General features: G+C 52.8%; 15 protein-coding genes and 1 other annotated feature. Of the genes, 2 read left to right on the forward strand and 13 right to left on the reverse strand.

What is annotated here, in order from left to right:
• Positions 1-6: 6 nt before the first annotated feature.
• The 4 genes from CTT34_RS05925 to CTT34_RS05940 form a co-directional block, all read right to left on the reverse strand.
• Positions 7-1,896, reverse strand: a complete 1,890-nt coding sequence (locus CTT34_RS05925; RefSeq protein ID WP_159341609.1) for a copper resistance system multicopper oxidase — start codon at positions 1,894-1,896, stop codon at positions 7-9.
• 68 nt (positions 1,897-1,964) lie between these two features.
• A complete protein-coding gene (locus CTT34_RS05930) occupies positions 1,965-3,299 on the reverse strand; it encodes an ATP-binding protein (protein ID WP_254436460.1) in 1,335 nt (444 codons plus the stop codon).
• Complete coding sequence (locus CTT34_RS05935; RefSeq protein ID WP_159341611.1) at positions 3,286-3,951, reverse strand: response regulator transcription factor; 666 nt, start codon at positions 3,949-3,951, stop codon at positions 3,286-3,288. Before CTT34_RS05935 ends, CTT34_RS05930 begins: the two co-directional genes overlap by 14 nt.
• 14 nt (positions 3,952-3,965) lie before the next feature.
• Positions 3,966-4,466: a cupredoxin domain-containing protein gene (locus tag CTT34_RS05940; protein ID WP_159341612.1), complete on the reverse strand. Its 501-nt coding sequence runs from the start codon at positions 4,464-4,466 to the stop codon at positions 3,966-3,968.
• Positions 4,467-4,808: 342 nt separating this feature from the next.
• On the opposite strand from CTT34_RS05940, the gene CTT34_RS05945 reads away from it, so the two are divergent.
• Both CTT34_RS05945 and CTT34_RS05950 read left to right on the forward strand, forming a co-directional pair.
• A complete protein-coding gene (locus CTT34_RS05945; protein ID WP_016915528.1) occupies positions 4,809-5,246 on the forward strand; it encodes a DUF411 domain-containing protein in 438 nt (145 codons plus the stop codon).
• Between the two features lie 87 nt (positions 5,247-5,333).
• Positions 5,334-6,590, forward strand: a complete 1,257-nt coding sequence (locus CTT34_RS05950; protein ID WP_159341613.1) for an ISL3 family transposase — start codon at positions 5,334-5,336, stop codon at positions 6,588-6,590.
• 22 nt (positions 6,591-6,612) lie between these two features.
• Here the strand turns inward: CTT34_RS05950 and CTT34_RS05955 are convergent, their stop codons facing one another.
• From CTT34_RS05955 to CTT34_RS05995, 9 genes are all read right to left on the reverse strand, one after another.
• Positions 6,613-8,925 (reverse strand): heavy metal translocating P-type ATPase, encoded by a 2,313-nt coding sequence (locus CTT34_RS05955; protein ID WP_159341614.1) that lies wholly within the window; start codon positions 8,923-8,925, stop codon positions 6,613-6,615.
• On the reverse strand, positions 8,918-9,181 hold the full coding sequence (locus tag CTT34_RS05960; RefSeq protein ID WP_254436461.1) for a hypothetical protein: 264 nt from the start codon (positions 9,179-9,181) through the stop codon (positions 8,918-8,920). Before CTT34_RS05960 ends, CTT34_RS05955 begins: the two co-directional genes overlap by 8 nt.
• Positions 9,168-10,384, reverse strand: a protein-coding gene (locus CTT34_RS05965) for an IS3 family transposase (protein WP_159340751.1) whose coding sequence is annotated in 2 segments (ribosomal slippage) — positions 9,168-10,099 and positions 10,099-10,384 — 1,218 coding nt in all. Because the reading frame shifts where the segments join, the coding sequence is not laid out codon by codon here. Before CTT34_RS05965 ends, CTT34_RS05960 begins: the two co-directional genes overlap by 14 nt.
• Positions 9,993-10,109: a sequence feature (AL1L pseudoknot), on the reverse strand. Its footprint overlaps the gene before it by 117 nt.
• The gene (locus tag CTT34_RS05970) at positions 10,323-10,685 is read right to left on the reverse strand and encodes a hypothetical protein (RefSeq protein WP_174788516.1); all 363 of its coding nucleotides are present in this window, start codon (positions 10,683-10,685) and stop codon (positions 10,323-10,325) included. The genes CTT34_RS05965 and CTT34_RS05970 overlap by 62 nt, the downstream gene beginning before the upstream one ends.
• 27 nt (positions 10,686-10,712) lie before the next feature.
• Entirely contained in the window at positions 10,713-12,050 is a 1,338-nt protein-coding gene (locus CTT34_RS05975) for an APC family permease (protein ID WP_159341615.1), read from the reverse strand.
• 220 nt (positions 12,051-12,270) lie between these two features.
• Positions 12,271-12,615, reverse strand: a complete 345-nt coding sequence (locus tag CTT34_RS05980; protein WP_022522184.1) for a hypothetical protein — start codon at positions 12,613-12,615, stop codon at positions 12,271-12,273.
• A gap of 40 nt (positions 12,616-12,655) precedes the next feature.
• Complete coding sequence (locus tag CTT34_RS05985) at positions 12,656-12,862, reverse strand: DUF2933 domain-containing protein (protein ID WP_035586996.1); 207 nt, start codon at positions 12,860-12,862, stop codon at positions 12,656-12,658.
• 475 nt (positions 12,863-13,337) lie between these two features.
• Positions 13,338-13,880: a RadC family protein gene (gene radC / locus CTT34_RS05990; RefSeq protein WP_451923648.1), complete on the reverse strand. Its 543-nt coding sequence runs from the start codon at positions 13,878-13,880 to the stop codon at positions 13,338-13,340.
• A gap of 44 nt (positions 13,881-13,924) precedes the next feature.
• On the reverse strand, positions 13,925-14,536 hold the full coding sequence (locus CTT34_RS05995) for a lambda exonuclease family protein (RefSeq protein WP_159341617.1): 612 nt from the start codon (positions 14,534-14,536) through the stop codon (positions 13,925-13,927).
• Positions 14,537-14,557: the final 21 nt, after the last annotated feature.

Consider the following 14,557-nt stretch of genomic DNA (forward strand, 5'->3'; position numbering starts at 1 on the left):
GCCTCCTTAAGAAACTTGAACAACGCGGAACATGCCAGCATCCATGTGATAGAGAAGGTGGCAGTGGAACGCCCAACTGCCCTCTGCGTCTGCGGTGATCAACGCAGACACGCGCTCACCAGGCTTCACATTTAGGGTGTGTTTGCGTGGTATCAATTCCCCTTGGCCGTTTTCCAGCTCCATCCACATACCGTGGAGGTGGATAGGATGCTCCATCATGGTGTCGTTAATGAGGATTAGGCGCAGCCGCTCATCTTTCTCAAAATGAATAGGGCCGGTCACTTCGCTAAACTTCTTACCGTCGAACGACCACATATAACGTTCCATATTACCGGTCAGGTGCAGCTCAAGCTCACGGCCTGGTTCACGGCGGTCAGGCCATGGCGTGAAGGCTTTTAAATCGCGGTAGACTAAAACACGACGTTCATCAGAGTCGATGCCGATGCCCGCCTGGTCGTATCGAGAGCCGGGCTGGGCTTCACCGGCAACGAGCAAGCCATTTTCGCCGATTTTCGCCTGTTCACCCGCCATGCCACCCATATTAGAGTGATCCATGCCTTGCATGTTGGACATGCTGGAGTGGTCCATCCCCGCCATGCTGGAATGATCCATGCCTTCCATATTCGACATGTTTGAGCGATCCATTTCCGACATGTTGGAATGATCCATACCTTCCATATTCGACATGCCGGAGTGGTCCATCCCCGCCATATTTGACATGCCAGAATGATCCATCCCGCCCATACCGTGGGCACCCATGGCTTCCATACCGCGGTCGGCAATTTGACGGCGTTCAGGAATCTCCGCCTGCATGCCTTCACGTGGGGCTAGCGTGGCGCGAGCATAGCCGCTCCGATCCATGGCTTCGGCGAAGATGGTGTATGCCCGGTCGTCTTCAGGTGAAACCAGCACATCGTAGGTTTCAGCCACGCCAATACGGAACTCATCAACAGGAACGGGTTGCACCGGCTGTCCATCAGCGGCCACCACGGTCATCTTCAGGCCAGGAATACGGACATCGAAAAAAGACATGGCTGAGCCGTTAATCACGCGTAGCCGTATCCGCTCACCAGCTTTGAACAAGGCATTCCAGTTTTCTTGAGGAGAATGTCCGTTGAGAAGATAAGTATAAGTACTACCGGTGACATCGGCGATATCCCGCGAACTCATGCGCATTTGAGCCCACATGCCACGCATTTCAGCGGTCTGAGCAAAACCGTTGTTACGAACATCGGCAAAGAAGTCAGCAATCGTGCGCTCTTGGAAGTTGTAATAGCCTTCCATGGTTTTCAGATTTCGGAACACCGACATCGGGTCTTCAAAAGTCCAGTCAGTGAGCAGTAACACATGCTCACGGTCGTAACGGATAGGCTCACGCTCGGCAGCGTCGATAATCAATGGCCCGGCATGGCCAAGCTGCTCCTGCATACCGGAATGACTGTGGTACCAGTAGGTACCGTTCTGACGGACGGGAAAACGGTAGGTAAAGGTTTCACCGGGGGCGATACCTGCAAAGCTAACGCCAGGCACACCATCCATTTCCGGCGGTAGAATGAGACCATGCCAGTGGATGGAGGTGGGCTCGTCCAGCAGGTTGGTGACACGCAGTACTGCGTCTTGACCTTCTTTCAAACGAATCAGCGGGCCAGGACTGGTACCGTTAATGGTAATGGGTTGGGCTTCTTGTCCGTCAATAGGCAACGATTCACGGCGGATCGCCAGCGATACTTCGGGCCCTTCTTCAACGCCCTGAGCATAGACATTGGTACGGCCCCAGGGGTTTGCCCAGGCGGGAGTTAACCCCATTGCCGCAGCAGAACCTAAGCCTAAGGCAGCGCCTCCTTTTAACACTTGCCGACGAGAAAGAGGGCGAGAAATGATACTTGAGCGTGCCATGTGTAACTCCCATCAATGGTGAATAGCACTATCTTGATGGAAGAAGCTGAATCAAAGCTGAATGATGATTAATTGACTACTTCGCCCGTCAAGGGCAAAGCAATCGTTACGCGTAAACCACCCAGCGGGCTTCGCTCAAACTGAGAGTAACCCGAGTAGCGGGCAACTAACTGTGCAAGAATCGAAAGGCCTAAGCCGTAGCCAGGGCGGCGCTCATCCAGACGTGTACCACGCTCTCCCAAGCGCGAAAGTTCCTCGTTTGCAACGCCCTGACCATCATCATCAATCGTTAGCGTGAGTGCAGTTACAGTGACGGCAACATCGCAATGAACGCGCCTGCTTGACCATTTTCCTGCGTTATCAAGCACGATGCCTAATATTTCTGAAAAGTCGTGAGATTCAATGGGAACTTGTTCTTCCTCACTTGCTGAGTGAGTCAGGTCGAATATACGCTCAGGATAGAGGCTACGAAACATCTCAATCAGCCGTAAGCTATCACGAGTAACGTTGGCCATTCGTCCCGCATTAGGACCTGCGATACGTGAACGACGCAGCTCCGCATCCAACTGGGCGTTGATGTCTTCAATACGGCTGAGTAGTTTATGGCGTCTGTTCTCATCGATAGGCCGGTTGCCACGCAGTACTTGAGTCACGGCTGCAAGCGGTGTTTTTAATGCATGTGATAGGTTGGCGACCGATTCTCGCGAGCGCTTTAGACGAAGATCGATGTCGTCCATGAACCAGTTCAACTGGTCGACTAATTCATCTAGCTCCGAAGGGGCTACTAATGACAAGCGATCTCGTTTGCCTGAGCGCAATGCTTCAAGTTGTTGGCGCAGTTGCCAGAGTGGTATGAGTCCACGGTTAACCGCCAGCATATTGAGTATGATGAGCATCCCTAAAAGCACGGCGGCAATCCCACCGACCCACCAGTGCAAGGTCGCAAGTCCTGCTTCCACCTGTGAAAAATCCTCACCCACCAGTAGCACACCCTGTGTGCCCTGCCACTCAAAATGGCGACGATAGACGAGCATGTGCTGCGTTCCGCGATTCACGTCTATTAGGGCATCACCGTTTTCTTCCAGCAATGGAGCCAGCTGTTGCTGCCATTGCGGGTCGGAAGCGCTGACCGAGCCATTGAAGCGGAGTACATAGAGATGATGAAAGACTTGATAGCCTTGGCTAACCGAGTCGAGCGCAGTCGGCACAGCCGTTTGGTCTTGCTCTAGCTGCGCAACCGCGTGATTTGCTTCACGTTGTAAGCGTTCACCTAAAAAATCTCTTGCCAGGCTCTGTAAAAAGATCCCGTGCAATAGCCACGTGGTGACCACCACCAGTAGCGCGACGCCGCCTAGCCATGCGAGTAGCCGAATGCGTAAACTGCGTCTATCAATGTGAAGCAAAGAAATACCCCTGACCACGTCGCGTTTGAATGACTGATTTACCGAGATAACGGCGCAGACGAGCGATGTAGACTTCCACCAAGTTAGGTGCGGCAGCGTCCTGCTCCAAGGCGTAGAGCTGCTCTAGTAGCTGATCTTTCGAGTGAATACGGTCTGGATGAAGCATTAAGTAGCGCAGTAATCGAAACTCCGTTGCTGTTAGCGAACGCCACGTTTCCCCTTCTAAGCACACACGTTGACCCGCCTCATCCAACGAGACACCGTTTAGCGTAATCACCTGAGATAACTGACCAGACTGCCTACGCAGCAAGGCCTTCAGGCGGGCCATGAGTTCGGCTTCGTGGAAGGGCTTGGTGAGATAGTCATCGGCTCCCGTTTCAAGTCCAATCACTTTATCTTCCCAGGTATCGCGCGCCGTCAAAATCAAAATAGGCGTACTGCGCTTCTGCTTGCGCCAATGAGCGAGAAGATCTAACCCCGATCCATCGGGCAAACCGACATCTAAAATAGCCAGCTCATAATGCTCGGTTGCCATCAGCGACTTGGCCGCTTTCAATGAAGCGGCCAAATCAACCAGGTAACCGTTGTCCTTGAGACTCTCTGCCAAGCTTTCTGCCAACAAATCATCATCTTCGAGTAGCAACAGTTTCATGGGTCTACGTCAGATTAGAGAGAAAAGTTACCGTACATGCCGGATTCATAATGACCGGGAATGTTACAGGCATACTCTAGCTCGTTAACATTGTCAGGGACACTCCATAATAAAGTCCCGGTTTCACCAGGCTCAATGGTGACACCTGCCATGTTCATGCTAGCCATATCGTGACCGTCGCCGTGTGACATATTCGACATATCATGGCCTCCGCCGTTGGCCATGTTTAGCATCATTTGACGATGTTCTTCTTGGGCTTCTTTGCTACCGATCACAAACTCATGTTCTAAATTGCCGGTGTTGGTGATTTCAAATTTGACAATTTCACCCGCCGCCATTTCTAACGTTTCAGGGTCGAACCACATATCGCCAGCATCAAGAGTGATCGTGCGGTCAACGTCAGCGTCGGTCAGGCCACTGTCACCGCCGCCATGGCCGGGTGCAGCCCATGCCGCGCTTGTTACTAGGCTTAGTGAAAGAGCTAGCAAAGACGTTGTTAAAATGGTGTTGCGCATGGTCATTTACCTCAAAAGGGTTGTTGTCACTGCTTCCTTATACGGTGTTAACCTGAAACGAGCCTGAACCCAGCGGGTAGAATATGATCCATCGCAACTTTTCATTTTTTACAACGTTACAAGGCTTGACCTTGAGGTAGCCCTAGAGTCGTACACTCAGGGCGTAATTTCTAACTGACTTGATCGGAGGCTTACCATGATGAATGCCGATTGCTTAGCTTTTATGAGCTCAATGGGCTGGTACGGCTGGCTGATGCCGCTGTTTTTTCTTCTGCTCGTAGGCTTAGGTATCGCGTCGCTCGCAAAATACTTGTTTAGCCACACAACGAGGGCAGGCCGTTCATGAAACATCTTAACGCTACTATTCTATCAATTGCTTTGGCTCTCGGGGCTACATCGGCTCAGGCTGCACTGCCGGACGAAGCTACACTGTACAAAAATCCTCAGTGCGGATGCTGTGATGAATATGCTCGCCACTTGGAAATGCTGGGAGTCGATGTAACCATTGTCGATAACGTTGAGCTCGGCGATATCAAACAGAAGGCTGGCGTCCCTTATGGTTTGGGGTCGTGCCACACCATCGAAATAGGTGACTACTGGATTGAAGGGCACGTGCCGATGGAGGCAGTCGAGGCATTATTTGAAGAACAACCTGACATAGGTGGGATCGGCCTAGCAGGGATGCCCATTGGTACACCAGGCATGCCAGGGCCTCAGGGTGAGCCTTACGAAATCTATATGTTCACTGACCACAAAGACGATTCGTTTATGACTCTGTAGTAGATTTTTGGCTCTTCGACGTTGGGTGTGGAATTCGCCCCCTGAGCTGGGCCAGAATATGACCTCCACAGCGGCAGGAGGTATGACATGGACGGCACCCAGATTCTAACACTCGGCCTGGGCTTGGAAGCGCCCTGGATCCTCAAGAACCAGTACCTGGATACCGCCGTGTCGCCCCACCGCTTGGACCTCTATGTCGAGGCGGAGCGAGGCAGTCTCTATCCCTGCCCAGAATGTGGTAAGGCCTGCCAAGCTCATGACTTTGCCGACAAAACCTGGCGGCATCTGAACTTCTTTCAGCATCACTGTTACCTGCATGCTCGCGTGCCGCGCACGAAGTGTCCTGACCATGGCGTCAAGCGCATAGAGGTGCCCTGGGCCCGGCCGGGCAGCGACTTTACCCTGCTGTTCGAGCAAGCGGCCATGTCACTGGTCAAGGAGATGCCGGTACTGGCCGTCTCCCGCCAGTTGGAGATTTCCGACAAACGACTATGGCGCATCGTGCACCGCTACGTTGGCCGCATGTTGGGGGAACTGGATCTGTCCAAGGTGGTGACGGTCGGCGTGGACGAAACCGCCTCCCGGCGCGGTCATCGCTATGTCACGGTGTTCCTCGACATGCAGCGCAAGCGGGAACCGGTTATCTTTGCCGTCCCAGGCTGCGGCAAGGATGCCATCCAGGCTTTCAGCGCCTTCCTGGCGGCCCATGGCGGCGACCCGAATAATGTGGTCGAGGTCGTCTGCGATATGTCGCCAGCCTTCCTTAGCGGCGTGACCGAGCACCTTCCCAAGGCCGAGGTAACGGTCGACTGGTTCCATATCGTACAGACCTTCACCAAGCGGCTGGACGAGGTACGCAAGAAAGAGCGCCGGGAGCAGGGGCACCCCAAGTCGCTGCGCTGGGCCCTGCTGAAGAACCTGGATAACAAGAACCTGACACCCAAACAGCTTTCGGCGCTCCAGGAGTTGGTGGCCGATCAGAGCGCCACGGCCGATGCCTGGGTGATCAAGGAGAAGCTACGCTGGATCCAGAAGGCTCCAACGCCCAGAGCGGCTCGGTGGCGCATCACGAACTACCTCAAGGTCATGCAGGCGGCGGTGTCTGAAAAGCCACTGCTGAAGCCGATGGGGAAAGCCCTGGCGACGCTTGAGCGGCACCCCGACGCGGTGGTCAGACGCTGGCTCTCGGGACTGACGAACGCAAGACTGGAAGGAATGAATGGTCTGTTCCAAGCGGCTCGGTCACGAGCACGTGGCTACCGGAACGAGGCCAACTTTATCGCCATGATCTACCTGATTGGCAGCCCGGTGGGCCGCCTATTCGATCAGGCCAAATCCACGTGAAGTGACGAAGAACCAGATATTGTTACTTAATAGCAATCATCCTAAGTCGTAAAGCATTGCCAATCACGCTCACTGAAGAGAGTGACATCGCCGCCGCCGCGATAATCGGTGATAACAGCATACCTGTGAAGGGGTACAAAATCCCTGCGGCAATGGGGATGCCTGCCGCGTTGTAAGCAAAGGCAAAAAAGAGATTTTGGCGAATATTACGCATGGTGGCTTTTGAGAGCTTATGCGCCGTGGCAATACCGGTAAGATCTCCTCGCAGTAGAGTAACCCCAGCGCTTTCTATCGCCACATCGGTGCCGGTTCCCATGGCAATGCCGACATCCGCTGTAGCCAGCGCAGGTGCATCGTTCACGCCGTCGCCGGCCATGACAACAATGCGCCCTTCATCACGGAGACGCTGAATCACTCGGCCTTTATCCTCTGGAAGCACTTCAGCTTCGACCTCATCAATGCCTAGCCGACGTGCCACAGCGTTGGCGGAGGTGCGATTATCGCCTGTCAGCATCACCACTCGAATGCCGCCAGCCTGGAGTGAACGAATGGCTTCTTCGGTGGTTTCCTTGACCGGATCGGCAATGGCGAGCAGCCCAGCTAAATTCCCGTCGATGCTCGCAAAGATGACAGTAGCACCGTCGCTGCGCAATTGATCGGCATGTGTGTCTTGAGACTGGGTGTTAACGCCCTCGCTTTCCATCAATAGCCGGTTGCCCAGGGCAATACGCTTGCCATCTATCTGGCCTATAACGCCCATGCCATTGGGAGCCTCGAAGTCCAACGCTTCTGTTAATTTTACCTCTGCCTCTTTAGCCTTTTCGACTATTGCATGGGCCAAGGGGTGCTCGCTGCCTCGCTCAAGACTAGCTGCCAAGCGCAAAAGCTCCGATTCAGCAATGCCTTCAGTGAGAATCAACTCGGTCACTCGTGGTTTGCCTTCGGTAAGCGTGCCGGTTTTGTCGACGACGACGGTGTCGACCTTCTCTAGACGTTCAAGAGCTTCGGCATCGCGAATCAACACGCCTAACTGGGCACCTCGCCCTACACCGACCATAATTGACATGGGGGTAGCAAGACCTAGCGCGCACGGGCAGGCAATGATCAGAACACTAACCGCCGCAATAAGGCCAAACGCCATCGGCGGGGTAGGGCCCCACAATGACCAGGCGATGAAAGCCACAACAGCAATGAGAATAACGACGGGTACAAAGATGCTGGCGACTTTGTCGGCAAGCCCTTGAATGGGTGCGCGGCTGCGCTGGGCGCTGGCGACCATTTGCACAATCTGCGACAGCATCGTGTCCTGGCCCACCTTGTCAGCGCGCATGACAAAGGATCCTTGACCATTGATGCTGCCGCCAATGACGCCATCGCCGACTTCCTTTTTCACCGCTAGTGGTTCACCGGTAACCATGGATTCGTCAACGTTGGAGCGACCTTCCATCACTTCGCCATCTAATGGCACCTTATCGCCGGGGCGCACCCGGAGACGATCCCCTACCTGAACCTGGTCAAGAGAGATATCTTCCTCATTGCCCTGATCATCAAGGCGTCGAGCGGTAGCAGGCGCCAAGTCGAGCAGAGCACGAATAGCGCCAGAGGTTTTTTCACGAGCGCGTAGCTCTAATACTTGTCCCAGTAAAACTAAAACGACAATCACTGCCGCTGCTTCGAAATAAACGGCCACCGAACCATCGGCTTGACGGAAGGCGTCGGGAAAGATGCCCGGTGTGAGGGTGGCCAGCAAACTGTAGAGCAACGCGGTGCCGGTACCGATCGCGATTAGCGTGAACATATTAAGGCTGCGATGCACTAGCGAACGCCATCCGCGTACAAAGAATGGCCAACCTGCCCAGACGACTACCGGCGTTGCCAGCAGCAGTTGAATCCAGTTAGAGGTTTGCTGGGAAATAAAATGCATAAGGCCAAACACGTGGCCACCCATTTCTAGGGCAAACACGGGGAGGGTCAGTACTAGGCCGATCCAGAAACGCCTGGTCATGTCCTTGAGTTCGTCCGAAGGGCCGGTGTCAGCAGAGACGGTCTCAGGTTCCAGCGCCATGCCACAGATTGGACAGTCGCCTGGGCCTTCTCGTCGAACTTCTGGGTGCATCGGGCAAGTATAAATAGACCCCGAGGGTACTGACGCTTGTGACTGTTTGCTTGGCTCAAGATACGCATCAGGCTTGGCAATAAACTTTTCCTGACACTTTTCTGAGCAGAAGTACCAAGTCTTACCCGCGTGATCGGCACGGTGGCGGGAGGTATGGGGATCAACGTCCATGCCACAAACAGGGTCTTTCACCTTTGTCTCGTTATGGTCTTCAGACATCGTTCATTCTCCCCGTTTGGCGAACAAGGCGCATGGCTTCGTGCTCTTCAAGTGCTAAAAGGGAATCTAAGAGCTCTTTAGCCTCAGGAATTTCCGCTTTGCCAACGAGGGTTCGATAAAGGTTTATCGTTTGTTCATGGAAATCAAAAACCTCTCGGCAAATGTCGTCAACACTTAGCGTGGAATAGGGCGCATCGCAGGTATGAACCGCCCCGGTTATTCCGGAGACCGGTTTGTTTGAGTCAAGCAGCTTCACCCGACTCTTCCAGTTGACGATAATACGTCCTTTCTCGTTCTGCTGGTGGAACGTTTCCGATGGGTTCCAGCAGTCGGCGGTTGTTGAACCAGTCAACCCACTCCAGCGTGGCATACTCAACGGCATCCAGTCCCCTCCATGGGCCACGATGATGGATCACCTCCGTTTTGAACAAGCCGATGATGGTTTCAGCCAGCGCATTGTCGTAGGAGTCGCCGGTGGTGCCGACTGAGGCATTGATACCCTCGTCAGCCATACGCTCGGTGTAGCGGATCGAGAGATATTGGCTTCCCCTATCACTATGATGGATCAACCCTTGTCTGTGTTTTCGTGCCCACAGAGCTTGCTCCAGAGCGTCCAGCACCAGTGCCGTTCTCATCGACGTCGCTACACGCCAACCCACGATACAGCGTGCATAAACATCGATAACGAACGCAACGTAAACGAAGCCAGACCAGGTAGCGACATAGGTAAAATCGGCTACCCAAAGCTGATTAGGACGCATAGCCGTAAAGTCACGTTTCACTAAATCAGGTGCCCGTTTCTGGCCGGGATCACTGAGGGTCGTGAAGGGGCGTTGGCCTCGCACCACGCCGCGAATTCCTAGGCGGCGCATGAGCCGTTCTACAGTGCAACGAGCAACATTAACGCCTTCACGGCGGAGTTGCCGCCAGACCTTACGGGCACCGTAGACGCAGAAGTTTTCTTCCCACACGCGCTGAATCTCAGCGGTAAGAAACGCATCCTGTCGATACCGGTCTGCCCGCCGTTCAGGATCAGCTTCAAGTGCCTTGTGGTGGTAATACGTCGATGGGGCGATTGGCAGTTGACTACAAATCGACTCGACCCCGAACTGAGCACGATGCTCGTCGATAAATGACACCATCAATTGGGTTTGCGGTCGAGCTCCGCCTGGGCGAAAAAAGCAGCCGCCTTACGGAGAATTTCATTAGCGCGCTTCAATTCGACGTTTTCACGCTCTAGCTGCTTGAGTCGTTCATTTTCAGGCAGGTTAACCGAGCTGTTTTCCTGCGTGAGTTCTGTGCGTTTGCACCAGGCTCTCAAAGTCTCTGGTGTACAGCCGAACTTGCTGGCAATGGAGCAGATCGCCGCCCACTTGGACGGGTATTCGCCTTGCTGTTCAAGGACTAATCGAACAGCTCGCTCCCGGACTTCTGGGGAATATCGTTTTGGTGAGTTCATAACTCCATCCTCTCAAGATATGGAGTCTCCGGTAAAGCCGGGGCGGTTCAGTACGATGCGTACGGATAGGTTTATGCTCCAAATAGTCATAAACGTAGGTTTTTAATGCTTTCGCGTCAGCAGTCTGTTCAAAGCGCGCCACAACGCGCTGCATTTCCGCTTCCTGTGCAGCTAAGTAATTGAGCAACATGCGAGCGCGCTCTTCTTCGTGTATATCGGCGCAATGAGCAAGGCAAGCTGCAAGATGCTCGTGTAACTGACGGGTCCAATCGATCAATTCACCAAAGGTTCTAACGTCCATTTGGTACCTCCTATAACGCTATTAACGTTAATGAGTGTGAGAGTGCTCGCTATCGTTTGAAGCGTCGCGTTTGGATAGGAAAATCCATTCGCCGAGTAAAAGAGTAGCCATTACTACGCCAGCAACGATGAGCACCATGGGGTCCGAGATGGCTTTTACCCATAAAAAGCCGATTAACACGACAGCATCTAGTAGTATGGCAATGCTAGGAATAACAGGATTAGCCCCCACTCTGTCCTTGAGATGACGAAGCACACCCCAGTGGATGGCCATATCCATGATCAGGTAGAAAATGATGCCTAATGCTGCGATGCGGCTCAGGTCAAAAAAAGCGGTGAGCACTAAGCCAAATACGATGGTGTACACCAGTGTATGCTTTTGTACACTGCCGGGCATGTGGAAATGGCGGTGAGGAACCAGCTTCATTTCTGTCAGCATGGCGAGCATGCGTGAAACGGCAAAGACGCTGGCGATGATACCGCCCGCCGTTGCCAACATGGCGAGAATGACGGTAAACGCAACTGCCGCTTCACCCAGTGCGGGACGGGCAGCGGCGGCCAGGGAGTAGTCTTGGGTTTCGATAATTTCAGGCAAAGATAGGTTGCTGGCAACGGCAAAACCGACAAGGGCATAGATCACCACGCATAGCGCAATCGAGATCGTGATAGCTTTGCCAAGATTCCGCTTAGGATCTTTAAGCTCCGAACCACTATTGGTAATCGTCGTGAAGCCTTTAAATGCCAGTATGCCGAGCGCCGTAGCACCTAAAAAGCCCGTTATCGTAGGCGTAGGTGCATCGTTGCCAGCACCCATTTCGATGGAGTCGGCAATAAACACGCCGACAATACCAAACACTATAATGCCACCTATTTTGATAAATCCGAGCACCGAGGCGACGGTCTCGATCAAGCGGTTGGCGGATAAATTGATCAAAAAGGCTATTAGCAGTAAACCAACCCCGAGTAGGGGCACAAATAGTGAACGATCCCCCAGGTCAAACAACTCAAGCGTGTAGGAACCAAACGTTCTCGCCAAAAAACTCTGTGCGATCACCATGGAAAAATACATCAGGAGGGCATGAAAGGCGGTGGGAAGCGTCGGGCCATACGCTTTCTGTAAATACATGCCAATCCCACCTGCTGATGGGAAGGTATTGGACATTTTAACGTAAGAATAAGCGCTGAAAGAGACAATGACGGCAGCGGCCAGAAAGGCTAGAGGAAATAGCCGACCAATCATTTCGGCCATTTGGCCGGTTAGCGCAAAAATACCGGCCCCAATCATCACGCCGGTGCCTAATGCAACGGCACCGACCAACGAAAGACTGTTTTCTTTATATTGTGGCGTTCTATCCTGCCCAACCATGAAAGCGACTCCTTGTATTAACGGCAACCACAGCAGCAATAACTGCCAAGGACTCCTGTGCGGTGTTTTTTGATGCTATATAAATTAAATATAGAACCTATGTGCAGCCACATGGCAAATGACTAACGGAAGGTCTGATTTTGCGAGGCCACAGGCAAGCAGCTCTTACCCTAAACTAGCTAGTCTTGCTCCTGGTTGTGTCATGTAGCCGTTATGACTATTAATGACAGCTCCAAGGTTCCTGTTTAGCGTTGTCTTTAACGTTCTGATCGACGAAACGGTAATACTCCTTCTTAAAGCGGTTCCACCGATCAGCGCTGACCTGTATGTCATGGAGCTTGAGAATTTTTTCAACGTCATCGATGCAGAGCCTCAGCGCATCGTAAGCAAGGCTGATATTTCGGTTTTTCTCGTTGTAGACCACCTTATCCATTCCATAGAGTCGGTCGATATCTGACAGCGCTTCTTCAATGCGTTTGGATTTACTAGGCTTGATTTTTAAATTCCGAGTCACCAGTGTGTTTTTGGAAACACCCAAGCGGTGCTCTTGTTGTGTCGTTTTCATGGTCTTTCTCCCAGGCGCGTACATGTATATATAGAGTGGTTCAGTCCTTGTCTATTTTGTCCTTATGACCGCCGTGGTGTTTATGCATGAAAATATGCATCAGTGGGCATGCTGCCAAAAAGAGGAAAGGTAAGAACTGAAATAGGTGGAGACGGTGCTCGGTTCCAATCAGGTATCCCGCCCAAATGACAAACCCAGCAAGTGGCACCCACAACATCAGCAAACGACTACTTGTACTGTTACTCATAATCACCTCAGTAACTCGCCCAAAGAGCCAACAGCAGTTAAGGCCGTTGGTTTGGGAAAAATCAAATAAATAACCCCAATAACATCATGGATGATTTGTCTGAACGCAACCTGAACAGCATCGGAGGGAAATATGATCCTGATCAAGCGCCTCGCAAAAAGTAGGCGATAATTACCCAAGCGGTATCCATAGCCTCATTCCCATCATCATTAGGTTTTCGGTGAGCGATACAAAGCTTAATGGGTATTACTGTTGCCGACACAGGCGCACTTGAGCTCACGTTTATCGAGGTATATCGCTTTAAAGACAGAACCTGTCACACGGTGCCAACTAATAGCGCCAGTGGCGCAGCCAGCCAGATAAGCGTATCGGCCAGCAATTAGTAGCTTCGGAAGTATCTAGGCAAAAAAATAAATTGAGCATTGGAGACAGGTACTGCCCCTGGGGCAGTACCTGTACCTTCGAGTATGAACGTTTACAGATACCCTTTTTCTGCGAATGACGTGCATCCATCACTCCCTACCACCACATGGTCAATCACCCGTATATCCATCAAGCCAAGCGCTTCCTTCAGTCGCTCGGTAATACGCCGATCCGCATCACTAGGCTCAGGGTCACCGCTGGGGTGGTTATGCACCAGAATGACAGCGGCGGCGTTGTAGGCGAGCGCTGCTTTTAGCACTTCCCGTGGGTACACGCTGGCAGAATCAATAGTGCCGCGAAACAGCTCTTCAAAGCGGATGACGCGGTGCTGGCTGTCGAGGAACAGCACGCTGAACACCTCATACTCATAGTCCTGAAGCAACAGCTGCAGATGCTCAAACGCTTGCGAAGGCTGAGTAATCTTGCGGCCTTTGGCGAGCTTGCGGCGTGCGAACCGCTTGGCCATGGTGATGATGTCGGTTTCTGTGACCGGCGAAGTGACTAAGTAGGTGCCCGCCACTTCACCGGCTTTGAGTTTGCTATGGGGCATGATGACCTCCAAAAAATAAAGATGCCGGGGTGGTGGCCCCGGCATCTATGTCGTTAATGGTTGAAAGGAATATCTGTGAAAGTGACCGTTCACGCAGCCATCACTTGGCTCATGCGCCGCTCCATCTCCTCATGAAATGCTTCGACTCGCTCAACAATCGTGCGGATCATGATGTCGTCACGGTAGGCACGTTTAATAAACAGCGGCATGCCAGGCCAATAACTCACAAAGTCGATCCACTCCCGCTCGCTAACCCACAGTCCACCTTGGCACTGAGCAACATGCTCGGCGGGAATCTCCCCGCTAAGCAGTACCTCTATTTGGAATTTGGGCAGCTTGGTTTTGATTTCCAGTAGGCCGTTATCACCTACCAAACTGTCTGGTGAGTAGCCCACCTCGTGATTGAGGATAATGCCCACTTCCTGTGGTTCCGGTTCACCAGCGGCATCGCAATAAAGCGTGCGTGCCACGCCTTCCAGCTCATGACCACGACGGGTATGCGCATTACCCTGAAATGGCTCGGCCAGTTCGCCGGTAATCCGCTCGCCAATCAGCTGATGCATATACGAAAAAGCCCCAGTGCCAAATCCACCGGGGCCTTTCCCGTTAACCAGCAGCGTTTTTAGCTCCGACATGGTGACGTGGCCTAAGCGCGCCGCCAGCCATTCAGGGGAGCCTTGCTCCATGTTGAGTATCTGCATGGATGCCTCCTTTACTCAGGT

It is taken from the genome of Halomonas meridiana, assembly GCF_009846525.1.
GTDB lineage: Bacteria > Pseudomonadota > Gammaproteobacteria > Pseudomonadales > Halomonadaceae > Vreelandella.